Source organism: Streptomyces sp. NPDC049541 (assembly GCF_044465725.1).
Classification (GTDB): Bacteria; Actinomycetota; Actinomycetes; order Streptomycetales; family Streptomycetaceae; genus Streptomyces.
The window spans coordinates 386,671-408,723 of record NZ_JBITLY010000007.1; the positions used below are offsets into that span (position 1 = coordinate 386,671).

The 22,053-nt window shown below is 72.2% G+C and carries 19 protein-coding genes and 1 riboswitch; of the genes, 4 read left to right on the top strand and 15 right to left on the bottom strand.

Translation table 11 applies throughout. The features are described from left to right. Nucleotide 1: 1 nt before the first annotated feature. The 6 genes from hypF to ACIBW9_RS27370 all read right to left on the bottom strand — a co-directional run bounded on the left by hypF (nucleotide 2) and on the right by ACIBW9_RS27370 (nucleotide 7,155). Nucleotides 2-2,341, bottom strand: coding sequence for a carbamoyltransferase HypF (hypF, locus tag ACIBW9_RS27345; protein WP_398959366.1), 2,340 nt, complete (start codon nucleotides 2,339-2,341; stop codon nucleotides 2-4). Continuing rightward, nucleotides 2,338-3,087, bottom strand: a complete 750-nt coding sequence (gene hypB, locus ACIBW9_RS27350) for a hydrogenase nickel incorporation protein HypB (protein ID WP_398959368.1) — start codon at nucleotides 3,085-3,087, stop codon at nucleotides 2,338-2,340. Before hypB ends, hypF begins: the two co-directional genes overlap by 4 nt. 46 nt (nucleotides 3,088-3,133) lie before the next feature. Beyond that, nucleotides 3,134-3,730, bottom strand: coding sequence for a hydrogenase maturation protease (locus ACIBW9_RS27355; RefSeq protein WP_398959370.1), 597 nt, complete (start codon nucleotides 3,728-3,730; stop codon nucleotides 3,134-3,136). Next, a complete protein-coding gene (locus ACIBW9_RS27360; RefSeq protein ID WP_398959372.1) occupies nucleotides 3,727-5,445 on the bottom strand; it encodes a hydrogenase maturation protein in 1,719 nt (572 codons plus the stop codon). The genes ACIBW9_RS27355 and ACIBW9_RS27360 overlap by 4 nt, the downstream gene beginning before the upstream one ends. A gap of 65 nt (nucleotides 5,446-5,510) precedes the next feature. After that, nucleotides 5,511-5,879: a hypothetical protein gene (locus ACIBW9_RS27365; protein WP_398959374.1), complete on the bottom strand. Its 369-nt coding sequence runs from the start codon at nucleotides 5,877-5,879 to the stop codon at nucleotides 5,511-5,513. A gap of 46 nt (nucleotides 5,880-5,925) precedes the next feature. Further along, complete coding sequence (locus tag ACIBW9_RS27370; protein WP_398959697.1) at nucleotides 5,926-7,155, bottom strand: glycosyltransferase; 1,230 nt, start codon at nucleotides 7,153-7,155, stop codon at nucleotides 5,926-5,928. A 185-nt stretch (nucleotides 7,156-7,340) separates the two neighbouring features. Between ACIBW9_RS27370 and ACIBW9_RS27375 the strand changes: the two genes are divergently transcribed. Further along, nucleotides 7,341-9,308, top strand: coding sequence for an RICIN domain-containing protein (locus tag ACIBW9_RS27375; RefSeq protein WP_398959376.1), 1,968 nt, complete (start codon nucleotides 7,341-7,343; stop codon nucleotides 9,306-9,308). Nucleotides 9,309-9,315: 7 nt separating this feature from the next. On the opposite strand, the gene ACIBW9_RS27380 is transcribed toward ACIBW9_RS27375, so the two are convergent. Together ACIBW9_RS27380 and ctaD are read right to left on the bottom strand one after the other, a co-directional pair. Continuing rightward, nucleotides 9,316-9,651 carry a hypothetical protein gene (locus tag ACIBW9_RS27380; protein WP_398959378.1) on the bottom strand — a complete coding sequence of 112 codons (336 nt, stop codon included), beginning with the start codon at nucleotides 9,649-9,651 and terminating at the stop codon, nucleotides 9,316-9,318. Then, nucleotides 9,648-11,255, bottom strand: coding sequence for a cytochrome c oxidase subunit I (ctaD, locus tag ACIBW9_RS27385; protein ID WP_398959379.1), 1,608 nt, complete (start codon nucleotides 11,253-11,255; stop codon nucleotides 9,648-9,650). Before ctaD ends, ACIBW9_RS27380 begins: the two co-directional genes overlap by 4 nt. Before the next feature lie 105 nt (nucleotides 11,256-11,360). Here ctaD and ACIBW9_RS27390 point away from each other — a divergent pair, with 105 nt between their 5' ends. After that, the gene (locus ACIBW9_RS27390) at nucleotides 11,361-11,921 is read left to right on the top strand and encodes an RNA polymerase sigma factor (protein WP_398959381.1); all 561 of its coding nucleotides are present in this window, start codon (nucleotides 11,361-11,363) and stop codon (nucleotides 11,919-11,921) included. After that, complete coding sequence (locus tag ACIBW9_RS27395; protein ID WP_398959383.1) at nucleotides 11,914-12,888, top strand: CU044_5270 family protein; 975 nt, start codon at nucleotides 11,914-11,916, stop codon at nucleotides 12,886-12,888. The genes ACIBW9_RS27390 and ACIBW9_RS27395 overlap by 8 nt, the downstream gene beginning before the upstream one ends. On the opposite strand, the gene ACIBW9_RS27400 is transcribed toward ACIBW9_RS27395, so the two are convergent. Continuing rightward, the gene (locus ACIBW9_RS27400; RefSeq protein WP_398959385.1) at nucleotides 12,889-13,737 is read right to left on the bottom strand and encodes a bifunctional 5,10-methylenetetrahydrofolate dehydrogenase/5,10-methenyltetrahydrofolate cyclohydrolase; all 849 of its coding nucleotides are present in this window, start codon (nucleotides 13,735-13,737) and stop codon (nucleotides 12,889-12,891) included. Nucleotides 13,738-13,759: 22 nt separating this feature from the next. Continuing rightward, a riboswitch (ZMP/ZTP riboswitch) is annotated at nucleotides 13,760-13,843 on the bottom strand. A gap of 103 nt (nucleotides 13,844-13,946) precedes the next feature. Beyond that, the gene (locus ACIBW9_RS27405) at nucleotides 13,947-14,312 is read right to left on the bottom strand and encodes a nuclear transport factor 2 family protein (protein WP_398959387.1); all 366 of its coding nucleotides are present in this window, start codon (nucleotides 14,310-14,312) and stop codon (nucleotides 13,947-13,949) included. Between the two features lie 172 nt (nucleotides 14,313-14,484). On the opposite strand from ACIBW9_RS27405, the gene ACIBW9_RS27410 reads away from it, so the two are divergent. Then, on the top strand, nucleotides 14,485-14,778 hold the full coding sequence (locus ACIBW9_RS27410; protein ID WP_351476818.1) for a hypothetical protein: 294 nt from the start codon (nucleotides 14,485-14,487) through the stop codon (nucleotides 14,776-14,778). An 84-nt stretch (nucleotides 14,779-14,862) separates the two neighbouring features. Here the strand turns inward: ACIBW9_RS27410 and ACIBW9_RS27415 are convergent, their stop codons facing one another. From ACIBW9_RS27415 to ACIBW9_RS27435, 5 genes are read right to left on the bottom strand one after another with little or no spacing between them, the layout of a single operon-like run. Continuing rightward, nucleotides 14,863-16,071 carry a type III PLP-dependent enzyme gene (locus ACIBW9_RS27415; protein ID WP_398959389.1) on the bottom strand — a complete coding sequence of 403 codons (1,209 nt, stop codon included), beginning with the start codon at nucleotides 16,069-16,071 and terminating at the stop codon, nucleotides 14,863-14,865. Next, nucleotides 16,068-17,834 carry an IucA/IucC family protein gene (locus ACIBW9_RS27420; protein ID WP_398959391.1) on the bottom strand — a complete coding sequence of 589 codons (1,767 nt, stop codon included), beginning with the start codon at nucleotides 17,832-17,834 and terminating at the stop codon, nucleotides 16,068-16,070. Before ACIBW9_RS27420 ends, ACIBW9_RS27415 begins: the two co-directional genes overlap by 4 nt. Beyond that, on the bottom strand, nucleotides 17,834-19,036 hold the full coding sequence (locus tag ACIBW9_RS27425; protein WP_398959393.1) for an MFS transporter: 1,203 nt from the start codon (nucleotides 19,034-19,036) through the stop codon (nucleotides 17,834-17,836). Before ACIBW9_RS27425 ends, ACIBW9_RS27420 begins: the two co-directional genes overlap by 1 nt. After that, on the bottom strand, nucleotides 19,033-20,739 hold the full coding sequence (locus ACIBW9_RS27430; RefSeq protein ID WP_398959395.1) for an IucA/IucC family protein: 1,707 nt from the start codon (nucleotides 20,737-20,739) through the stop codon (nucleotides 19,033-19,035). Before ACIBW9_RS27430 ends, ACIBW9_RS27425 begins: the two co-directional genes overlap by 4 nt. Then, entirely contained in the window at nucleotides 20,736-21,911 is a 1,176-nt protein-coding gene (locus ACIBW9_RS27435) for an acetyl-CoA carboxylase biotin carboxylase subunit family protein (protein ID WP_398959397.1), read from the bottom strand. Before ACIBW9_RS27435 ends, ACIBW9_RS27430 begins: the two co-directional genes overlap by 4 nt. Between the last annotated feature and the right edge of the window lie 142 nt (nucleotides 21,912-22,053).

Below are 22,053 nucleotides of genomic sequence, written 5' to 3' on the forward strand. Positions count from 1 at the left end.
GTCACTCCTCTTGTCGTTCGTGCGCCGCGACCACGAGTTGTCCAAGGGCCAAACCGCCGTCGTTCGGGGGGACTTCACCGTGCCGCAGCACCGCGAAGCCGTCCTCGGCCAGCAGCCGCGTGCACTCCTCCTCCAGCAGCGCGTTGGCGAAGACCCCGCCGCTGAGGGCGACCGTGGCCAGGCCGGTGTCCCGGCGCGCCCGCCGGGAGATCTCCAGGACGGCCCGGGCGACGCCGCGGTGGAAGCGCGCGGCGAGCACGGGAACCGGTGTGCCGCGCCGCAGGTCCGCGACGAGTGCGCGGAGCACGGGGGCGGGGTCGCACAGACCGGAGCCGATACCGAAGGTGTACGCCGAGGTGTCGGCGTCCCGGGCCGAGGCGGCCGCGGCCTCCAGCTCAACGGCGGCCTGGGCCTCGTATCCCGCGCGGTGGCAGACCCCCAGCAGGGAGGACACCGCGTCGAAGAGCCGGCCCATGCTGGAGGTCGCCACGCAGGCCACTCCGCGCGTCAACTGCCGTTCCAGGACGGTGAGTTCCGTGTCCGAGCAGGCGGTGACGCAGGGCAGGTCCGCGTCCCACCGCACACCTGCGGCCCACAGTCTGGCCAGCGCCAGCCGGCACGGGTTGGCCACCCCGGCGTCTCCGCCGGGCAGGGGGGCGGGGGAGAGGTGGGCGAAGCGTCGGTGGCCCCTGTAGTCGGCGAGCAGGATCTCTCCGCCCCAGACGGTGCCGTCGTCGCCGTAGCCCGTTCCGTCGAAGGCGACGCCGATCACGGGGGAGGTGCCGTCGAGGCCGTGCTCGGCCATCGTCGAGGCGATGTGCGCGTGGTGATGCTGGACGAACACCGGTGTGTGCCCGGGCAGTTGAGCGGCGCGGCGGCGGGCCCAGCGGGCCGAGTGGTAGCCGGGGTGCCGGTCGGCCGCGACGAGTTCGGGGGTGACACCGCTCAGCCGCCGGATGTGCCCCTCCGCCCGCTCGGCTGCCTTCAGCGTGGTCAGATCGCCCATGTCACCGATGTGCGGGCCGAACCAGGCCTGATCGCCCTCGCCGACGCACAGGGCGTTCTTGAGGTCGCCGCCCACCGCGAGCGCGGGCCGCACGGCGACCGGCAGCCGCAGCGGGCGGGGCACATACCCCCGGGACCGGCGCAGCACCTGCTCGCTGCCGTCGGCGCGTACCCGCAGCAGGGAGTCGTCGCACGGTGAGGCGATGGCCCGGTCATGGGTGAGCCAGGCGTCGGCCAGCCCGGCCAGCCGGGTCAGCGCCTCCTCGTCGTCCGTGACGATCGGTTCCCCCGAGCGGTTGCCGCTGGTCATGACGAGGACACGAGGGCCGGGTGGATCGCCGGGCAGACCCAGCAGCAGGGTGTGCAGGGGGGTGTAGGGCAGCATCACGCCGAGCTGCGGACTGCCGGGGCACACACCGGGAGCGAGGCGCAGGTGCGCGGCCGGCGTCCGCGGGCGCAGCAGGACGATGGGGCGGCGGGGGCTGGTCAGTGCCGCGCGCTCGGCCGGGGAGACCTGGGCGATCTGCTCCACGGTGTCAAGATCTGCGCACATCACCGCGAACGGCTTGCCGCCGCGCTCCTTGCGGATGCGCAGTGTGCCGACGGCTCGTGCGTCGGTGGCGTCGCAGGCCAGGTGGTAGCCGCCGAGGCCCTTGACGGCGAGGACGCGGCCGGCTGCCAGCAGAGACCGCGCCGCCGTCAGGGCGTCTCCGTTCCGTTCGGGACGGATACCGCTGCCTGCCGCCGGCACCAGCCGCAGCCGGGGACCGCACTCCGGGCAGGCGACGGGCTGGGCGTGGAAGCGCCGGTCGGCGGGGTCGCCGTACTCCCGGGCGCATGCGGGACACATCGGGAAGCCGGCCATCGTGGTGACCGCCCGGTCGTACGGCATCCCGGTGGCGATGGTGAAGCGGGGGCCGCAGTGGGTGCAGGTGACGAACGGGTGCCGGTGGCGGCGGTCGGCCGGATCGGCCAGCTCCCGCAGGCAGTCCTCGCAGGTCGCCGTGTCGGGCGGGAGCAGCGTACGGCCCGCGGACCGTTCGGTGGCACGGATGGTGAAGGCGTCGTCCGCGCCCGTGGCGGGCACGTCCTCGATGCCGACGCCGGTGACGGCGGCCAGTGGCGGCGGCTCCGTGGCCAGGAGGCCGCAGAACCGGGCGACACCGTCGGGCGGGCCCTCCACCTCGATGACCACGCCGCTCGCCGTGTTGCTCACGAACCCGGCCAGCGCGAGATCCGTGGCCAGGCGGTGTACGAACGGGCGGAAACCCACGCCCTGCACCGTGCCGCGCACCATGACGCGGCGGCGTACCGCCCGCGCGGCCGGGGCGGTCACGAGACGCGGCCGGCCGTGAGGCCCGGGGCCTGTTGCGCGTGCTGGTGACCGTGGGGGTGCGGCGCGAGGGGAGGCCGGTGCACGGGGGTGCCGTCCCGTGCGGCGAGAACCCGCTCCAGCACGGTGGCGACGCCTGCGCCGTCACGGGCACAGGTCCGTACGACCTCCACCCCGGGGTTGACCCGCTGAACATGGGCGGCGAAGGCGGCCTCGTCGAAACCGGCGGGCTCGGCCAGATCGGTCTTGGTGAGCACGACCAGATGGGCGGAGCCGAAGGCCGTGGGGTACTTCAGCGGCTTGTCCTCGCCCTCGGTGACCGCCATGAGGACGATCCGCAGGCTCTCGCCGAGGTCGTAGGCCGCCGGGCAGACGAGATTGCCGACGTTCTCCACGAACAGCACTCCGGTGTCCTCGGGGAGCCAGCTCTGCACATGACCGCTGAGCTGCCGGGCCTCCAGATGGCACAGCCCGTCGGTGAGCAGCTGTTTGACCGGCGCGCCCGAACGGGCCAGTCGGTGGGCGTCGTTCTCGGTCGCCAGGTCGGCGGTGAGCGCGGCCACCGGGATGTGCCGCTCCACCGCCAGGGCCAGCACCCGCCCGAGCAGTTCGGTCTTGCCGCTGCCCGGGCTGGACAGCAGGTTGACGACAGCGACCCCGCGGCGGGCCAGTTCGGCGCGCAGGCTGGCGGCCAGGCCGTCGTTCTTCGCCAGGACGGCCTGGGTGACGTCGTCCATGGACTCGCACATGGGCGCTGCTCCTCGCGGTCGCTCGGGGGAGATGGGTGTCGGTGCGTCACCGATCCTCGACGCCGCCGGCCACCGGGAGCGGGACCTCGGCCGCGGACGGGTCCGTGGATTCGTCCGGGCGGCTCAACGAAGGCGTGGCCGTGGGGTCGGCGAGCAGCGCCGGGACCAGGCTGTGCAGGGCTGCGACGGCCCGGTCGACCGCCTCGCGGACCGGTGCGCTGATGCCCGGGGCGATGTCCTCGTCGCCGCGCGGCCGCACTTCGGGCTCGCAGGCGAGGACGAGGACCCGCGGCAGCGGCTCGTCGCCCAGGTGGGCGGCCAGGGCCAGCACCTTGGCCGGATCCATGCCATGGGCCTCGGGCGGGGCGGCGCCCGCGGTGCCGTCGGGCGGTTCCGGCTCGATCAGCGACAAGGTGCCCGGGCGGTGCCCCCGCGCGGCCGCGTCGACCAGGACGGCCACGTCGTAGCCGGCGAGCAGCTCGTACGCGAGATCCAGGCCGCGGATGCCGAAGTCCCGGACCCGGACCTCGGGCGGCAGCGGCCGCCGGTCCAGGGCCCGGATCACCTCGGGGCCGAAGGCGTCGTCCGCGAGGAAGATGTTGCCGACGCCCGCCACCAGCAGACGGGTACCGCACCCCGTCACCGGACACCCTCGTCGACCGGGTCGCCGGCCGGGGCCAGGGGCCGGGCCTCGCCGTTCGGCAGCTTGCGGACGAAGGCGGAGCGCAGGGCGTGGTACGGGGCCTGCGGATCGAAGAAGACGGCACGCATGTGGGCGAGTTCGTCCCGGCGGTACTCCGCGAGCGGCTGCCGTGCCTCGTCCGCCTGGCGTGCCGCGGCCTTCGCGGCGATCCGCTGCGGAAGGTCCGGGTCACCGGCGAGTTCGGCCGCCAACCGTTCGACCTCGGCGGTGAACTCGTGCGGAGGGGCCTGCACCAGACGGTCCACCAGGCCGATCCGTGCCGCGCTCGCGGCGCTCACCGGCAGCGCCTCGGTCGTCAGCCGCTGGGCCGTCTCGGTCCCGACGCGGCGCGGCAGGGTGTACGTCCAGAACTCCGACCCGTACAGGCCCATCCGCCGGTAGTGCGGGTTGAGGACGGTGCCCGTGCGGCACCACACCTGGTCGGCGGCCAGGGCGAGCATGACGCCGCCGGCCGCGGCGTTGCCGCCGAGCGCCGCCACCACCATCCGGTCGGTGGTGCGCAGCACCGCCTCGACCACGTCGTCCATGGCGTTGAGGTTGGACCAGGACTCGCAGGCGGGGTCGGCGGCCGCCTCGATGACGTTGAGGTGGATGCCGTTGGAGAAGAAGTCGCGGGCGGCGCCCAGCACCAGCAGCGAGGTGGGACGGGTGAGCGCGTACCGGTAGGCGGCCAGCAGCCTGCGGCAGTGGCCGGTGCTCATCGCCCCGCCGGGGAAGGAGAAGTTCAGGAATCCGACGTCGCCGTGCTGCCGGTAGCGGATGTCGCTCCAGGTGATCCGGCCGGAGGGCAACTCGAGCGGTGCCGCGACCTCAGGAAGCGAGGGGCCCGTGAAGGAGGCGAGCACGGAGGCCGCCGGGCGACGGAAGGGCGCCGGGTCGCCGGAGGCCTTGCGGGGCCGCAGCTCCGGGATCCACACCGCCCCGTCCCGGGTGGCCCGGCACACGGCCCCGGCGCGCGTCGCGAGCAGTTCCCCGGGCCGTCCGTGCAGCCGGTCCTCGGGATGCCCGCCGTGCAGGAACACCTCCCGGCCGCAGAGTTCGTCCAGGACCCCCGGCTGGGAGTCGGCCGCGCGGAGCTTGCGCAGGACCGTCTCCGTCGTGTCGTTCTCCCAGTCGATCCGGCGCTGCTCGCGGCGGAAGAAGTCGCGCCAGACCACCCGGATCGCGGGATCGCTCTGCGGCTGCGGCTTGAACGATCCGTCGGCGTACCGCCGCACCGCCAGCCGGACGGCGGCCGAGGCGGCGTCGGAGGCCTCCCCCCGGTACAGACTGCTCTTGCCGACCGGCGGCACCGGGAAGGACTCGGCCGCCCATACGGCGCCCGCGTCCATGGCCGCTTCGGCCTGCAGCACCGTCACCCCCCAGTGCAGGGCACCCTCGGCGATCGCCCAGTCCAGGGAGGACGGGCCGCGGTCGCCGGGCGGCCCCGGGTGCACGATGAGGCAGGTGTGTTCCTGCCAGATGTCCTCCGGCAGCGCCGTCTTCAGCATCGGGGCGATGATCAGTTCCGGGCGGGTTTCGCGAACGGCGGTCCGCACCGCCTCGGCGCCGTGCGAGGCGAGCACGACGTCCACCCGGTGCCCTTCGTCGGACAGTTCCGCGTACACACGCTGGCACAGGCTGTTGAACGCGCTGGCGACGAGCAAGATGTCCATGACGCGGATGATCGTCGGTATAAGGGAGGGCGAGAAGGACCGCGGCGGCGTTTCGTGGTCCGGCGTCAGGTCTCTTCCTCCATCCGGATCGCATTCCTCAGGTCCTCGAACGCCTCGCTGTGGTCGCCGCGGTGCCCTTCGAGCAGGGCCGCGGCGATCGCGTCGAGCTTGCGCTGGACCGCGTGCTCGGCACGCATCTCGGCGTTCTTCAGCAGCGCGAGGAGCAGCAGGGTCACCGCGGTCATGGACCCGCTCGCCAGCAGGAGCAGCTCGATCCTCAGCTGCGCCAGGTGGGAGGCCACGAAGAAGGCGATGAGGGTCAGACAGACCAGGAAGAAGAGCGGGGAGCTGGTGAAATTGGAGGCGTATTCGGCGAATTGATCGAACCGGCCGCGCCGCGGGCCACCGCGCTGAACGGGACTCTTGAAGGTCATGAGCGAGGCTTACCCCACCGTCCGCGCGGACGGCGCTCCTGGCGTCCTAGCCACCCCACCGGTCCACCGCCGCCAGCACCGGAGCCACCCCGTCCTCCCCGCGGATGCGTGCCCCGAGCGTCTTTGCGCGCCGCGCGAACGCCGGGTCCCTGGTGGCCCGCATCAGTGCCGTGGCCAGCGTGTCGGGGGTGAGCCGGCGCAGCGGCAGGGTGCGTGGGGCGACGCCCAGGGCGACCAGGCGGGCGGACCAGAAGCCCTCGTCGAACTGGATCGGCACCGGCACGGCCGGCACCCCGGCGCGCAGACCCGCCGCCGTCGTGCCCGCCCCCGCGTGGTGGACCACGGCGGCCATACGGGGGAAGAGGACGGAGTGCGGGACCTCGTCGACGCACATCATGTCGTCCCCGGAGGCCTCCAGGCCGGCCCAGCCGCGCTGGATCACCCCGCGCAGCCCGGCCCGGCGCAGGGCGCGCACGACACCGGTGCTGAGCCGCTCGGGATCGGGCACGGTCGCGCTGCCCAGGCCCACGAACACGGGCGGCGGCCCCGCGTCCAGGAAGTCCCGTACCGGGCCAGGGAGTTGAGGCTCTGTGTCGTACGGCCACCAGTATCCGGTCACCGACAGGCCCGGCCGCCAGTCGTCCGGCCGCGGCACCACCAGCGGGCTGAATCCGTGCAGCACCGGCCGCCCCTGCCGTTCCCGCGCCCGCCAGGCCGCGGCGGCACTCACCCGGGGCAGCCCCAGCCGCTCCCGCACCGCGGGCAGCGCCCCGGCGAAGACCTGCTCCACGGCCAGACTCACCCCGTGCCCGGCGATCCGGTTGCCCACCGCGCCCAGCGAGCGGACCCCCAGCATCGGCGGCCCGAACTCCCGTGTCGGAGCGAGAGGTTGAAGGGGCACGTCCAGGTAGGGCAGCGACAGGCCCTCCGCGATGGTGTGCCCCAGCGGCCCCACCGAACCGGACAGCAGCAGCATGTCGCTCGACCGGGCGGCCGCCACCAGATCGTCCGTCATCCGCCCGACCAGCGCCCGCGCCATCGCGACCACCCGCACCAGCTTGCCCACACCGGTCGCACTGCGATGCAGTCCGCGCCCCCGCGAGGACTCCAGTTCCGCCCGCGGGTCCACGGGCAGCGGATGGAAACGGACCTGCGACCCGGCCACCAGAGGCTCGAAACGGGCGTGTGTCACCAGAGTGACCTCGTGCCCGGCACGGGAGAGCCCGTGTCCGAGTCCCGTGTACGGGGCGACGTCGCCCCGGGATCCCGCCGTCATGATCGCTACGCGCACGGTGGCCAGTATGGCGCCGCCGTACCTGTTTCGGCGAGAACGCCCCGTCGAGACAGGCGGCTTCACGCTTGTCACTTCCGTTGACTCGACGCAAACGGTGGCTCTACCTTCGGCGCGCAACATGTTCGGATCGCCGATCCTCGTTCGATATATCGAATGAACGGAGCCGCATGTACCCCCCTCCGCGCTCGACCCGCAAAGGTCTCGCAGCCCGCTGCAGAGCAGCCGCCGTACGCCTCCTCGCCCTCGCCGTCACCGCGGCCGCCGCCCTCCTGTTCGCGGCACCCGGCCCCGCCCAGGCGGCGACGACCCGTCAGACAGCCGTGCCCACCGCCCCGATGGGCTGGGCCTCCTGGAACAGCTTCGCCGCCAAGATCGACTACAACGTCATCAAGCAGCAGGTCGACGCGTTCGTCGCGGCGGGCCTGCCGGCGGCCGGCTACAAGTACATCAACATCGACGAGGGCTGGTGGCAGGGCACCCGCGACAGCGCCGGCAACATCACCGTCGACACCGGTGAGTGGCCCGGCGGCATGAGTGCCATCGCCGACTACATCCACAGCAAGGGCCTCAAGGCCGGCATCTACACCGACGCAGGCAAGAACGGCTGCGGCTACTACTACCCGACCGGCCGCCCGGCCGCCCCGAACACCGGCAGCGAGGGCCACTACGACCAGGACATGCTCCAGTTCTCCAAGTGGGGCTTCGACTTCGTCAAGGTCGACTGGTGCGGCGGAGACGTCGAGGGACTCGACGCCGCGACGGCGTACCAGTCGATCAGCGACGCGGTCGCCAGGGCGACGGCCGCCACCGGCCGTCCGCTCACGCTCTCGATCTGCAACTGGGGCAAGCAGAACCCCTGGAACTGGGCGCCGGGCCAGGCCCCGATGTGGCGCACCAGCACGGACATCATCTACTACGGCAACTCGCCCTCGATGACGAACCTGCTGTCCAACTTCGACCAGACCCTCCACCCCACGGCCCAGCACACCGGCTACTACAACGACCCGGACATGCTGATGGTCGGCATGGACGGCTTCACCGCCGCCCAGAACCGCACCCATATGAACCTGTGGGCCATCTCCGGCGCACCGCTCCTCGCCGGCAACAACCTCGCCACGATGACCTCCGAGACCGCCTCGATCCTCAAGAACCCCGAGGTCATCGCCGTCGACCAGGACCCGCGCGGCCTCCAGGGCGTGAAGGTCGCCGAGGACACGACCGGCCTGCAGGTGTACGGCAAGGTCCTCGCCGGTACCGGCAACCGTGCCGTCGTCCTCCTCAACCGCACCTCCTCCGCCCAGAACATCACCGCCCGCTGGTCCGACCTCGGTCTGACGAACGCGTCCGCGACCGTGCGTGACCTGTGGGCGCGCACCGATGTCGGTTCCTACGGCACCGGTTACACCACCAGCGTTCCGGCGGGCGGCTCGGTGATGCTGACGGTCACCGGAGGGACGGAGGCGGCCGGCAGCACGTACACCGGTACCTCGGGCTTCTCGGGCGTGGTCGCCGGGAACACCGGCATCAAGGTCGTCGACGTGTCCTACACCAACAACACCTCTACGGCCCGCACCGGCACCCTCAAGGTCAACGGCCAGGTGGCCACCGCGGTCTCCTTCCCGCCGACGGGCGCCGGCCCGGGCACGATCTCGGTCGAGGTCGGTCTGTCCAAGGGCTCCGCCAACTCGCTCACCTTCTCCGGCGCCCCGACCCTCGACTCGATCACCGTCAGACCCCTGCCGGGGACAAACGGCTCCCAGGTCGTCGGCAAGCAGTCCGGACGCTGCCTGGACATCTTCAACAACACGATCACCAACGGCACCCAGGGCGAGCTGTGGGACTGCAACGGCGGTCAGAACCAGGCCTGGACGTACACCTCCCGCAAGGAACTCGTGGTGTACGGCAACAAGTGCCTGGACGCCTACAACCAGGGCACCACCAACGGCACCAAGGTCGTGATCTGGGACTGCAACGGCCAGAACAACCAGAAGTGGAACGTCAACAGCGACGGCACCATCACCAACGTCAACGCCGGCCTCTGCCTCGACGCCTACAACAACGGCACCGCCAACGGCACCTCCACGGTGCTGTGGTCCTGCGGCACGGGCGACAACCAGAAGTGGACGCTTTCGTAGGCCCGGCCTAGGCGAGCGGCAGCAGCAGGACGCCCGCTGCCACGACCGCGGCGCACGCCAGCAGCCAGCCGGCCAGCAGGCGGCGCCGCAGGTCGCGGTAGGCGCCCTCGTACTCCTCCCGCAGTTCGCGGGCGCGCTCCGCGGTGTGCCGCCACGAGGTGCGGGCGACCGCGAGGTACTCCGCCTCGAACCGGCGCTCCACCTCTTCCCGCTGATCCTGCGTCAGCCAGTCGAAGGGGGCGCTGAAACGTGCGGCGGCCGTACGGCCCTCCTCGCGGGCGGCGGCGATCAGCAGGTGGCCCTCGATCTCGTCGAGGAGCAGCTGCGCGTCGTCACTGCTCATGGTGCGGTCAACTCCCTCACCGGTGCCGGATCCTGGCGGTGGTGCAGGTCGAACGCCGGGGATTCGCTGCGGATGCGGGGGAGGGAGGTGAAGTTGTGCCGTGGGGGCGGGCAAGAGGTCGCCCACTCCAGGGAGCGGCCGTAGCCCCACGGGTCGTCGACCTCCACCTTCTCGCCGTACTGCGCGGTCTTCCAGACGTTGTAGAAGAACGGCAGGAACGACATTCCGAGGAGGAACGAGAAGATCGTCGACACCGTGTTGAGCGTCGTCAGGCCCTCCACCGCCAGGTAGTCCGGAATCCGCCGCTGCATTCCGTTCACCCCCAGCCAGTGCTGGACCAGGAAAGTGCCGTGGAAACCGACGAACAGCGTCCAGAAGGTGATCTTCCCGAGCCGCTCGTCGAGCATCTTGCCGGTGAACTTGGGCCACCAGAAGTGGAATCCGGAGAACATCGCGAACACGACGGTGCCGAAGATGACGTAATGGAAGTGGGCGACGACGAAGTAGGTGTCGGAGGTCGGGAAGTCCAGCGGTGGCGAGGCGAGCATCACGCCGGTCAGGCCACCGAAGGTGAAGGTGACCAGGAAGCCGGTCGCCCAGAGCATCGGGGTCTCGAAGGACAGGGACCCCTTCCACATCGTTCCGATCCAGTTGAAGAACTTCACGCCGGTCGGTACGGCGATGAGGAACGTCATGAAGGAGAAGAACGGCAGCAGCACACCGCCGGTGACGTACATGTGGTGGGCCCACACGGTCACGGACAGGCCCGCGATGGCGATGGTCGCGCCGATCAGGCCCATGTAGCCGAACATCGGCTTGCGGGAGAAGACCGGGATGACCTCGGAGATGATGCCGAAGAACGGCAGCGCGATGATGTACACCTCTGGATGGCCGAAGAACCAGAAGAGGTGTTGCCACAGCAGGGCGCCGCCGTTGGCCGCGTCGAAGACATGCGCACCGAACTTCCGATCCGCCTCCAGCGCGAACAGCGCGGCCGCGAGGACCGGGAAGGCGAGCAGGACCAGCACCGCGGTCAGCAGCACGTTCCACACGAAGATCGGCATGCGGAACATGGTCATGCCGGGCGCGCGCATGCAGATGATGGTGGTGATGAAGTTGACCGCACCGAGGATCGTGCCGAAGCCGGAGAAGGCCAGACCCATGATCCACAGGTCGGCGCCGACGCCCGGGCTGCGGACCGCGTCCGAGAGCGGGGAGTAGGCGAACCAGCCGAAGTCGGCCGCGCCCTGCGGGGTGAGGAAGCCGCCCACCGCGATCGTCGAGCCGAACAGGTAGAGCCAGTAGGCGAACATGTTCAGCCGCGGGAACGCCACGTCGGGCGCGCCGATCTGCAGCGGCATGATCCAGTTGGTGAAGCCCGCGAACAGCGGCGTCGCGAACATCAGCAGCATGATCGTGCCGTGCATCGTGAACGCCTGGTTGAACTGCTCGTTCGACATGATCTGCAGACCAGGCCGGGCCAGCTCGGCGCGCATCAGCAGCGCCATCACGCCGCCGATCAGGAAGAACGCGAACGACGTGACGAGGTAGAGCGTCCCGATCGTCTTGTGGTCAGTGGTCGTCAGCCACTTGAGGTGCCTCATGCCCCGCCTGTGTCCGCTCCGGGCACGCCGGTCACACTCGGGTGACGCGTCGAGAATCACGGAAACGGGTGTGACGATCCGGACGGTGCCGGACACGAACGGGACATGAGCAACGACGAGATCTTCGCCGCTGCCTATCGCGAGCACTACTGGGCGGTCAGCCGCTATGTCGCGCGGCGACTGGGCGGTCGGGCCGACGAGGTGGAGGAAGTGGTGGCGGAGGTGTTCACGGTCGCCTGGCGACGCCGGGCCGACCTGCCGGGATCCCCGCTGCCCTGGTTGTACGGCGTGGCCCGCAACTGCCTGGCGAACGCGGTACGCGGCTACGGGCGGCGCCGCCGGCTGGTCGACCGCCTGGGCAACGACGAGACCGCTCACGGCCGGCAGATCGTGGCGAGCCCCGACGCGGAAACCCCGGGCGGCTGGGTGCACGAGGCTTTGGCCCGGCTGTCCGAGACCGACCGGGAGGTGCTGCGCCTGACGGCATGGGAGGAACTGGGCATCGACGAGGTCGCCGTCGCCCTCGGCTGTGGACCGAGGGCCGCATCGATGCGGCTGCACCGTGCCCGGCGGCGGCTGAGAGCCGAGATAGACCGTATGGGTCCCCCGCGGTCCCCTGCGACCTCCGCCGACGCGACCTCCTCGAAGGAACACGGCCATGGCTGACGAACTCGAACTCCTGCGCCGCGCCAACCCGGTGCCGGCCGACGGCCCTCACTACGGAGACGGCCCCCTCGACCACCACGCCGAACGCCGGCTCAACCGGCTGCTGCACGAACGCCCCACGGGCCGCCGCCGCACCCGGCTCCTCTGGAGCCTCGCCGCCACCGCCGTCGTCGCCACGACCGCGCTGACAGTGCTGCTCAGCGGCCCCGGCACCGCGCCCGCGGTCGCCGCACCCCGCCCGCTGGTCGTCCAGGCCGACTCCACCCCCGTACCCCTGGAGGAACTGGCCGACCGTGCACAGCGGCAGGCCACGGCGGAGGATGCGCCGAAGCTGCGCAAGGGCACGCATGTGCAGTCCTGGAGCCTCGGCATGAGCGAGGACAAGCCCCCGATCACGCTTCCCGAGGAGCGCGTCGTGCGCTGGAAGGCCGACGGCAGCCACACCGAGCTCGTGGTGGCGACCGACCCCCGCCACCCCGGCCGGCCGGTCCTGCGCGACGACGGCGGCGATCCGCACCTGGTCGAGGACGGCCATGTCATCAGCAGCCGGACGTTTCCGCCCAGCTGGAGCGACGCGCCGCCCGAGTCGCCCCCGCCGAACGACACGGCGCGGCTGCGGGCCTATCTCCAGGAGGCCGCATACACCCGCACCAGGCTGACGACCCCCGAACTCCTCGACGCCGTCGCGGAGTTGCTCGACCACTGGACCCTCGGGGCCCGCGAGTCCGCGACGCTGGCCAGGCTTCTCGCGGGCACCGGGGGGCTGCGGCCGGTCGGCCAGGTCACGGACCGGCTCGGGCGGCCAGGCCAGGCGTACGAGTACCAGGGCGCGGGCTACCGGCGGATGCTGATCATGCAGCCGTCCACCGGTGCGGTCCTCGGCCTGGAGACCGTCTTCACCAGGGCGGAGCCGGAGTACGGCGTCAAGGCCGGCGATGTCATGGACTACAGCGCCTGGATGCGCTGATCACACTCCGAGCTGCCGGGCGGCGGCAGCCACGGTCTGCTCCAGCAGCGTGGCGATCGTCATCGGACCGACACCGCCCGGCACCGGAGTGATCAGACCGGCCCGCTCCACGGCCGAGTCGAAGTCGACGTCGCCGACGTTGCCCGGGTTGTAACCGGCGTCGATCACGACAGCGCCGGGCTTGATGTCCTCGCCTCGGATCAGCCGCGGCCGCCCCACGGCGGCGACCACGATGTCCGCCTCCCGCACGACCGAGGACAGGTCCCGGGTACGGGAGTGGCAGTACGTCACCGTGGCGTCGCGGGCGAGCAGCAGCATGCCGGCCGGCTTGCCGAGGATGGCGCTGCGGCCCACGACCACGGCCCGCTTCCCGGACGGGTCGACGCCGTACTCGTCGAGCAGCCGCATGATGCCGCCCGGCGTGCACGACACGAAGCCCGGCAGGCCGAAGCTCATCGTCGCGAACGAGGCGAAGGTGACGCCGTCGACGTCCTTCTCGGGCGCGATCGCCTCGAACGCGGCCCGCTCGTCGATGTGCTCGCCCATCGGGTGCTGCAGCAGAATGCCGTGCACAGCAGGGTCGCTCGACAGGGAGCGCAGAGCGCCGACGAGTTCCTCGGTCGTCGTGGCGGCGGGAAGTTCCACCTGGCGCGACTCGATACCGGCCTTGCGGCAGCGGTTGCGCTTCATCCGGACATAGGTGACGGAGGCGGGGTCCTCGCCGACCAGAACCGTCGCCAGACAGGGCGCCGTTCCCGTCCGTGCGGTGAGGTCGGCCGCCCGCTTGGCGGTGTCCTCGACGATGCGCCGGGCAAGGGAGGTGCCGTCGATGAGCCGGGCCTGGGGCATGATCCACTCCTGGGCTGGTGTGACGTGTCGCCCAGGCGCACGGCATCGACTCCGCGTGGCCGCTCCCCGGTGGTGCTCCACCTCAGCGCCAGTCACGGCCCGCCCTCAGACTAGCCGAGCCGCCACAGCGGTCAGCAGCCGCTGTCACCGGGCTGCCGAGAAGGTCCAGGGCGACCGCGAGGTGACCTGGACCCTCGCGGTTCTGCGTCCTACTCGTCCCATGCCTGGATCAGGACCTCTTCGGCGATCTTGCCGTCCCGCAGCGTGATCATCGATTCGGCCAGGACACGCGTTCCGTCCGCGTACTGGCAGGACTGGCTGTAGGCGGCGTGGTCGCCCTGAACGATGCACTGGTCCACGTGGTGCGTCATGTCGCGGCTGTAGATGTCCTCGAACATCGCGCCGATCTCCTGGCGACCGCGCAGGACCTTGGGCTGGCTGGGCTGGGTGTTGCGGTCCACGATGCGTATCTGCGCGTCGTCCGCATAGAGCGACAGAAGATCCGCCGCAGTGTGTCCTTCGATCCCCTTGCGCAGGGTGTCCGCGCTGAAGCCGGGAGTTGCCGTGGTGCCCATCATGACCTCCTTCGAGGGCCGCGACCCGAGGAGCTGCGGGCCGCGAAGTACCTCTCCTTCGAGGCTCCTCCGCCGCGGCAGCCTCGGCAAGCGCAACCGGAGCACTGCCCCTGATGGGTGAGCGCCGGGGCGCGGCCGTGACCGTCGCGGGCCTGGTGACGTTGTGGGAAGCATGATCTCAACACGACGTATCGTCGCCGCCGTTGGTCTCGCCGCAGGAATCACCGCCCTTGCCGCGCCGCTCGCCTGCGCGTCCGACGCGACCATCCAGAACAAGGACGCCAGCGAGCTCAACCCGATCGCCACGCTCGACTCGCTCGCCCAGAGCGGCATCCCGGCGGAGCGCAGGGCCGAGGTGCCGCGCCCCTCCGAGCAGCTGCGGCACCTGAACCGCCTCAACAACCTCGAGCAGCTGGACCGGGTCGCCCGCATGGGAGCCGCCAGCGGGTTCCCGGGGGCCCTGTAACCCCGCCGACGCCGCATCGAACGTCCCCCCACAGCGAAAGGGCCGCCCGGAGAGGGCGGCCCTTTCGCTGGGCCGGTGACCTGATCACAGCCCGGCGGTTGAAGGGTGAAGGAAGTGGAAACCGGGCCGGGGGTGCATCAGGAAGTCATGGTGCGAGATGTTCCACGCATAGGCGCCCGCGAGCGAGAACACCACCCGGTCGCCGGCCCTGAGCCCCGGCGTGCAGGCGCGGCGGGCCAGGACGTCCTTCGGGGTGCACAGCTGCCCGGCCAGGGTGACCCGCTCGCCTTCGGCGGCCGAGCGCGGCCACGGGTGCGGCCAGGCGTCCACCTTCAGCACCGAACAGGGCTGGTCGTGCCCCTTCGTCGCCGGCGTCCGCAGATGGTGGGTGCCCCCGCGGACCACCGCGAAGTCCTCGCCGTGGCTGCGCTTCACGTCCAGCACCTCGGTGGCGTACCAGCCGCAGTACGCCGTCAGCGCCCGCCCCGGCTCGATGCGCAGGGTCAGCTCGGGGTGCGCCTCGGTCAGACCGGCGAGCCCGCTGCCGTAGGCGGCCCAGTCGAAGCGGCGTTCCGGATCGGTGTAGTCGACGGTCATCCCGCCGCCGACGTTGACTTCGGCGAGCGGAACACCGAGGCCCGTCGCCCAGGACACCACGGACTCGGCCACCGCCAGCTGTTCGCCCGCCTCCAGGCCACTGGCCAGGTGGGCGTGCACACCCCGTAGTTCGAGGTGCGGATACGTTCCGTCGGCGAGCGCCCGTACGACGTCGACGGCCTGTGCCGGGTCCAGGCCGAACGGTGTCGGGCGGCCTCCCATCGCCAGTGAGCTGCCCGCCAGTGCCCCGTCCGCGACCGGAAGGTTGACGCGGACCAGCACCGCCACCCGCCGCCCCGGCCCGCAGGTCCGCGCCAGCTCGGCCAGCATGCGCAGCTCGTATGCGCTCTCCACATGGAAACGCTCGACGCCGAGCTCCAGCGCGGCCCGCACCTCGTCCGGAGTCTTGCCGGGACCGCCGAAGGCGAGCGGCCGCTCCGGCACCGCCTTGGCCACATGGGCGAGTTCACCGCCCGAGGAGACCTCGTAGCCGTCCACGTAGGGGCCGAGCGCGCCGAGGATCTCCGGCTCCGGATTGGCCTTGGACGCGTAGTACACCTCGACCCGCTCCGGCAGCGCGGCCCGGACCGCGGCGGCATGGGTGCGCAGCGCCGCCAAGTCATAGACGTAGGCGGGCAGTTCGGTGGCGGGCAGGGACAGGACTCGGTCGTGGACCGCGGGCGTCGGGTCGGTCATCGGATGCTCCCGGTCGAGTCGCGCAGGATGTCCTCGGCGAGCGGGGACGGCAGCCGCACATATCCGGCGTCTCGGTCCGCCTTGCGTTCCCAGCGGGTCAGCAGGTTGGCCTTGGCGGGCAGCGGCACCCCGGCGAGCAGGGCGGCGAGCCTCGGCGGGCAGCCGTGGCGCTCGGCGTACGCCTGGAGCGTGGCGCGCACCCGGGCCCACAGGGCCGCCTCCGCCTGCGGGTGCAGGTCGGCCAGGGCGGCGAGCAGCTCCGCGATGTGGTTGACGAGCAGGCAGTACACGACCCGGTCCCAGCCGCGCTGGGCGTCGTACGTCATCGGGCCCGCGACGTCGGGCGGCAGCGCGGCCAGCGTGTCGGCGTGGTGTTCGGGGACCAGCTTGGTGCCCTCCAGGTCGCGGAAGAGGACCTGGGCGGGCATGCCGTCGGCACCGACGCACACCAGGACGTTCTGCAGATGGGGTTCCAGGACCAGGCCGTGGTCGAAGTACGCGGCCAGGACGGGCGGGACGAGCAGGTCGAGATACGTCGACCACCAGGCGAGGGTGGTGCGTACGTCCGCCCCGTCGAGGAGGCGGGAGACGTGGGCGGCGCCGGTCGGGTACTCGTCGGCGACCGCAGCGGCGAGGAGGGGGACCGTGCCAGGGGCGAGACGGCGGGGCAGGCCCTCGCGGACGATGACGCCGAAGCCCTCGAACAGATCGCGGTCGGGGGTGCCGTCCGGGCCGGGCAGGGCCAGCGTGCGGTACGCCGGTTCGCGCAGCACGGCGCTGCCGGGGAAGCGGTCGGCCAGGTCTGCGAGTGCCGGGGCCAGCAGACGGGTCAGGGCGACGGCGCCGGACAGCTCGTAACTGCTGTTCTTGCGCAGGCAGTTGGTGATCCGGACGTTCAGGCTGAACTTGAGGAAGGTCTCCCCGTCGTACAGGGTGCGCACCGAGGCGGTGGCCGCGAAGGGCTGCCCGCCCGGGCCCAGGTCGAGGATGTCACCGCGGTCGAGAGCGACCTGCAGGGCCGGGTGGGCCTGGAGGGTTTCGTACTGCCACGGGTGCGCGGGCAGCAGCCGGTAGCCCTCGGGTACGTCCGTGCGCAGTGCGTCCAGTGGGGCGGTCGCCGACGGGTCCGCCGACTCCTCGGCGATCAGGTGCGCGCGGACGGCGAGGTGCCGCAGCGGGAAGGAGGCGCCGGCCTCGGGCGCATACGCGGACCAGGCCCGCGGGTCGCCGGTGCGGGCCTTGGGTGTGGGGTGGAAGCGGTGCCCGAACAGCAGGGACTGCTCGGAGGCCAGGTACGCGGAGAGCCGGTCGTCGGGGAGACGGGCCGGGCGCGTGACGCCGAGCGCGGTGGTGATGGCGTCGTGGCTGGAGGCGATCTGCTCCAGGAACTCCTCGTTGCGCACGCCGGTGCGCAGCGACAGCTCGTCGTGCGTGTACTCGGCCAGGCGCCGCCAGTCCACCGGCGACCAGCCGCCCTCGCCCTGTTCGCTCACGGGGCCGGTGAAGCGGTGCGCGCCCAGCAGCGAGGTGCGGCGCAGCGCGACCCGCAGCAGCACTCCACGGCGCGGCAGCCGCAGCAGCAGCCGGCCGTCGGCGACGACCGACTGGTGCTCGGGGCCCGACACCTCGCGCAGCAGGCAGTTGAGGAGCGTGTGGGCCACGGCGTCGTCGGCGGAGGGGAGTCCGGCGGGCGCGGCGGTACTCCCGGAGAGCGAGGTCGCGGTCCCCCCGGACGAGGTCTGGGGACGGATCAGCGAGGGCATCAGCGGCTCCTGCGGGTGCGGGGGGTGAGCGGGGGGAGGACGGTGGCCAGTACGGTGACGGCGGCGGCCGCGCTGCCCGTCAGCACGGGGGCGGCCGGGCCGAAGCGGGCGCTGCCCGCCGCCGCGGCCACTCCGGCGGCGACGGCGCCGGCCTTGGAGAAGAACTCCAGCGAGCCGAACATCCCGCCCGGCGCCCTGCCCTTGGCGCAGTCGGCGGCCAGCACCGACAGGCATACCAGGCCGAGAGTGAGGCCGGCGCCCAGCAGCAGCCGTACGGCGATCAGGGTGGGCAGTGTGTCGGCGATCCCGTGTCCGGCGAGCCCGAGCGCGATGCAGGCGAAGCCGAGCGTGATCCCGGTCCGGGGGCGGCTGTGGAAGGCGGAGTGCACGGCCAGCGCCGACACCAGGTAGCACAGGTGGGGAAGGGCGAACAGCACGCCGGACAGCGTCGGCGAGGTGCCCGGCAGGCGGTCGTCGACGAGGGCGATCAGGTAGGGGAAGGAGATGACCGTGGCGAAGACGAAGGCGAACTCCAAGGCGTACAGGGCCTTGAGCGAGATCACCGGTGGCTCGAGGACGCCAGTCGTCTCGGGGGTCTTCCCCGACTCCCGTGCGGCAGGCTCCGGTTCGGGCAGTGCCGCCAGCAACAGGGCGGCCGTCAGCGGCAGTACGGCGAGCAGGGCGTACTGGCGGTGCGGCGACAGCCAGCCGGACAGCGAGCCGACCACGATCGGGGCCACGACCAGCGCGGCCCGCGCGCTTCCCTGCATCAAGGTGAGCGCCCTGGACAGGGCCGGGCCCTCCAGAGCGGCGCCCAGGTACCCGTTGGACGCGGCGAACGTGCCGCCCAGAATGCCCTGCAGCACCAGCGCCACGGTGAACGTGGCCAAGGAATCCGCCCAGCCCGCGAGCAGGAAGGCCACGGCCAGCCCCAACTGGGCGCGCAGCAGCAGCCGTTTGCGGCCGTGGCGGTCGGCGAGCCGTCCCCACAGCGGGGCGCCCAGCGCCCCGAACACGGTCGGGACGACGTACAGCACCCCCGCCCAGCGGGCGTGGCGGTCGCCCAGCTCCGGGAGGATCTCGGTGAGATACGGCGGCAGCCCGAGCGCCGCGAAGGACGCCACGAAGTAGCAGCCCGCGACCGCGTGCACATGCCCGCGGGTGAACGCCGCACCCGGCGTTCGCAGGGTCTCGGCGCTCATGCGGAACCCCCGTGGGGCAGCAGGTAGTTGGGGCCGCTCGTGTAGTGCTTGTTGACGTCGGCGGCGCCCGAGCGCTCCTTGCTGAGCAGCGTGCCGGCCGTGACCATGGCCTTGACCGGCAGCCGCGGCGCATCGAGGACATGCGCCCGCAGGACGGCGCCCGCGTCACCGCCCAGCCGGTCGACGGCCTCCGCGAGCCGATCGCGTACGAGCGTCAGCAGTGCGTCCCGGTGCTGCCGGGCGAGCCCGAACGCGTAGGCCCCGGCACACAGATGGACCGTGATGGTGGCGAACACGTCGGCCACCGGCCCGTCCCCGGCGGTGAAGGTCCGCGGATCGTCGAAGCCCCACGGCCCGGGCAGCACGGCCGCCAGCCGGGTCGCGTTGATACGGGGCCCGTCGTTGTCCTTGAACAGCAACCGCGGACCGCCCGGTCCCAGCACCAGCGAGACGTTCTGCTGGTGCGACTCCAGCGCGATGCCGTAGCCGAACAGGGTGGTCTGCCAGTCGAACAGCAACGACAGGCAGGCGTCCAGCAGGGCCAGTGGATCGCCGCCGTAGAAGCGGTCGGCCAAGTGATCGAGGACCGGTCGGCCGTCGGGCGCCTCGGCGAGGAGCGCGGCCAGCGGAACGGTGACGGAGTCCTCGAGACCGGTCGGGAAGCGGCGGCACAGGACTGCAAGGAGTTCGTGGCCTGCGTGCGCGTACGTGCTCTCGTCGGCGTGCAGGATCGTCTCCCGGAAACGGGGCTCGCGCGCGATCACCGCCTCCACCAGCCGCTGCCCCGCCGCGCCGTCGACGAGCGTGCCGGGCTTGATGGAGCGCTTGTTGCGCAGGCCCAATGTGGCCGTGGCCAGGGGGAGTTTGAGGTGCAAGGAGGGATCCGCGGCCACCGCGACCGTGCGCATCGAGAGCGTGGGTACGACTTCGAGGTGGGCCTGCTCGGCGAGCAGCGCACGACCGGCGAGGCCGGTGGTCCGCAGCGCCTCGTCGAGCGGGGCGCCCACGGTCAACGGGTGGACGGGCAGCGCCACATGGGTCTGCTCCACCTCGGGCAGACCGAGCCGCGCGGGCGAGGGCCACAGCGCGGGGAGCGGGCCGGTCAGGGTCAACGCCTCACGCGGCACGGCGAGCCAGCGCAGGGCGAAACGGGGGTGGAACTCCGGTGCGTACGACCGCAGTTGCTCCTCCGACAGGCCGGAGCGGCCGCGCGCGGTCGGGTAGACGGGGTGGTCGAGGCGGGCCGCCAGGGTGTCGTGGGCCAGACCCGTCCAGCGGGCCGGATCGTGCCCGTACCGGTCGATGAGCCGCCGGCCGACCTCGTCCCGGGTCCGCTCGTGCAGCCGCATCGTGTCCAGCGTCTGACGACACTCCTCGGCGAACGCGTCGAAGCCGGCACGGTCCGCGGGCTCGGCCGGCTCACGCAGCGCACCGAGCACGGTCTCGTACGAGGTCAGCTCGGAGCCGTCCGACTCGCGCGCGAGCAGCGGCAGCCGGGCCCGGTACTCGCACTGGAAGCCGTCCTCGGTGACGGGCAGCAGCAGGGCGTCCTCGGTGAGGGGCAGCCGCAGCCAGTCCCCGTCCGGGCGGCGCACGAGCGTGCTGCGGCTGCGCAACCCGACCACGTCCTCCCGCAGCAGGGCGCTGAGCACGCGGGTGAGCAGCTCCGCCTCGCAGGTGTCCGTCACGACCGGTGCGGTCACGGCTGGATCTCCCAGCGCTGCGCGGCCAGAAATTCCGCCGACACCCGGTCCACCGTCGCCTGGTCGGTGCCGACGGCCCGCAGGACCCCGAGGTAGTCGCGGTTGGTGCGGTACAGCTCGTGCCGCTCGCCCACCGGTCGCAGCGGACGGTACGTCAGATGGACACCGTCGAGGTCCCGTTCCTGCGCCGCGGGAGCCTCGGTCAGGGTTCCGGCGCGGTCGGCGCACGGGTAGTCCAGGCGCGCGGCGCCGTCGCGGCGGGCCCCCAGGTCGGCGGGGAGCCGCTCGCCCAGATGGGCGCGGAGGATCAGCTCGAAGAGCGGTATCTCCAGCAGCCGGGCCAGCAGCAGATCGCACTGGTCGCCGATGGCACGGTAGTTGACCTCGATGATCCTGGCCCGGCCCGCGTGCACCACGAACTCGGTGTGGCAGGCGCCGAAACCGACGCCCAGCGCGTCCAGTTGGGCGAGAACCTGCGCGACGACCGGCTCGGGATGGGCCGGGACGAAGGTGAGGCGCTCCTCGATGAAGTACGGCGGGGGCGACAGCTCGGTGTGGAATCCGCCCAGCACATGGCGGACGTGGCCGTCCCCGAGCGTCTCCAGGGTGTACAGCTCGCCGGGGAGGTACTCCTCGACGAGCAGGACGGCACCGGGGCGCCGCTGAAGGATGTCCTTGGCGTGCGTGGTCAGCTGCTCGGCGTCGTCGACCAGGACCACGTCCTCGCTGGCCACGCCCTCACGGGGCTTGAGCACGCACGGGTAGGGCGCGTCGTCCGGCGCGACCGGCTCCGTGAGCTCGGCCGACCACACCGTGTCCACGCCGGCGGCGGCGAGCCGGCGCCGCATCTCCGCCTTGTCCTTGGCGGCGAGCGCGGCCCGCCAGTCCTTGGCGGGCAGACCGAAGTAGGCGGCGGCGAGGGCGGTCTGGGTCTGGAGGTGGTCGCTGTTGGTGAAGACGGCGTCGGCGCGGTGGTGCGTCGAGATGCGGGTGATGACCGCCCGGTGGTCGCGGACGTCGCACTCCAGGACCTCGGTGTCCGGGTGGGCGCGGCGGTGGGCCTCGGGCTGGTCGGTGAGGACGGTGACGTCCAGGCCCAGCCGGGCGGCGGCGGGCAGGAAGCCCTCGGAGACGGAGTCGGTCGGATTGAGGGCAAGCAGATACAGGCGCATGGCTGATGAACAACTTCCGCTGGCGGGTGGGGGGTCGGGGGGGGGGGGGGGGGGGGGGGGCCCGGGGGGGGGGGGGGGGGGGGGGGGGGGGGGGGGCGGGCGGGGGGGGGGGGGGGGGGGGGGGGGGGGGGGGCGGGCGCCG

What these genes read in the sequence shown, in the direction of transcription:
- hypB (WP_398959368.1), bottom strand. Translation starts at nt 3,087, where the DNA reads ATGTGCGAGTCCATGGACGACGTCACCCAGGCCGTCCTGGCGAAGAAC.
- ACIBW9_RS27360 (WP_398959372.1), bottom strand. Translation starts at nt 5,445, where the DNA reads ATGGACATCTTGCTCGTCGCCAGCGCGTTCAACAGCCTGTGCCAGCGT.
- ACIBW9_RS27365 (WP_398959374.1), bottom strand. Translation starts at nt 5,879, where the DNA reads ATGACCTTCAAGAGTCCCGTTCAGCGCGGTGGCCCGCGGCGCGGCCGG.
- ACIBW9_RS27370 (WP_398959697.1), bottom strand. Translation starts at nt 7,155, where the DNA reads ATGACGGCGGGATCCCGGGGCGACGTCGCCCCGTACACGGGACTCGGA.
- ACIBW9_RS27375 (WP_398959376.1), top strand. Translation starts at nt 7,341, where the DNA reads ATGTACCCCCCTCCGCGCTCGACCCGCAAAGGTCTCGCAGCCCGCTGC.
- ACIBW9_RS27380 (WP_398959378.1), bottom strand. Translation starts at nt 9,651, where the DNA reads ATGAGCAGTGACGACGCGCAGCTGCTCCTCGACGAGATCGAGGGCCAC.
- ctaD (WP_398959379.1), bottom strand. Translation starts at nt 11,255, where the DNA reads ATGAGGCACCTCAAGTGGCTGACGACCACTGACCACAAGACGATCGGG.
- ACIBW9_RS27390 (WP_398959381.1), top strand. Translation starts at nt 11,361, where the DNA reads ATGAGCAACGACGAGATCTTCGCCGCTGCCTATCGCGAGCACTACTGG.
- ACIBW9_RS27395 (WP_398959383.1), top strand. Translation starts at nt 11,914, where the DNA reads ATGGCTGACGAACTCGAACTCCTGCGCCGCGCCAACCCGGTGCCGGCC.
- ACIBW9_RS27400 (WP_398959385.1), bottom strand. Translation starts at nt 13,737, where the DNA reads ATGCCCCAGGCCCGGCTCATCGACGGCACCTCCCTTGCCCGGCGCATC.
- ACIBW9_RS27405 (WP_398959387.1), bottom strand. Translation starts at nt 14,312, where the DNA reads ATGGGCACCACGGCAACTCCCGGCTTCAGCGCGGACACCCTGCGCAAG.
- ACIBW9_RS27410 (WP_351476818.1), top strand. Translation starts at nt 14,485, where the DNA reads ATGATCTCAACACGACGTATCGTCGCCGCCGTTGGTCTCGCCGCAGGA.
- ACIBW9_RS27415 (WP_398959389.1), bottom strand. Translation starts at nt 16,071, where the DNA reads ATGACCGACCCGACGCCCGCGGTCCACGACCGAGTCCTGTCCCTGCCC.
- ACIBW9_RS27420 (WP_398959391.1), bottom strand. Translation starts at nt 17,834, where the DNA reads ATGCCCTCGCTGATCCGTCCCCAGACCTCGTCCGGGGGGACCGCGACC.
- ACIBW9_RS27425 (WP_398959393.1), bottom strand. Translation starts at nt 19,036, where the DNA reads ATGAGCGCCGAGACCCTGCGAACGCCGGGTGCGGCGTTCACCCGCGGG.
- ACIBW9_RS27435 (WP_398959397.1), bottom strand. Translation starts at nt 21,911, where the DNA reads ATGCGCCTGTATCTGCTTGCCCTCAATCCGACCGACTCCGTCTCCGAG.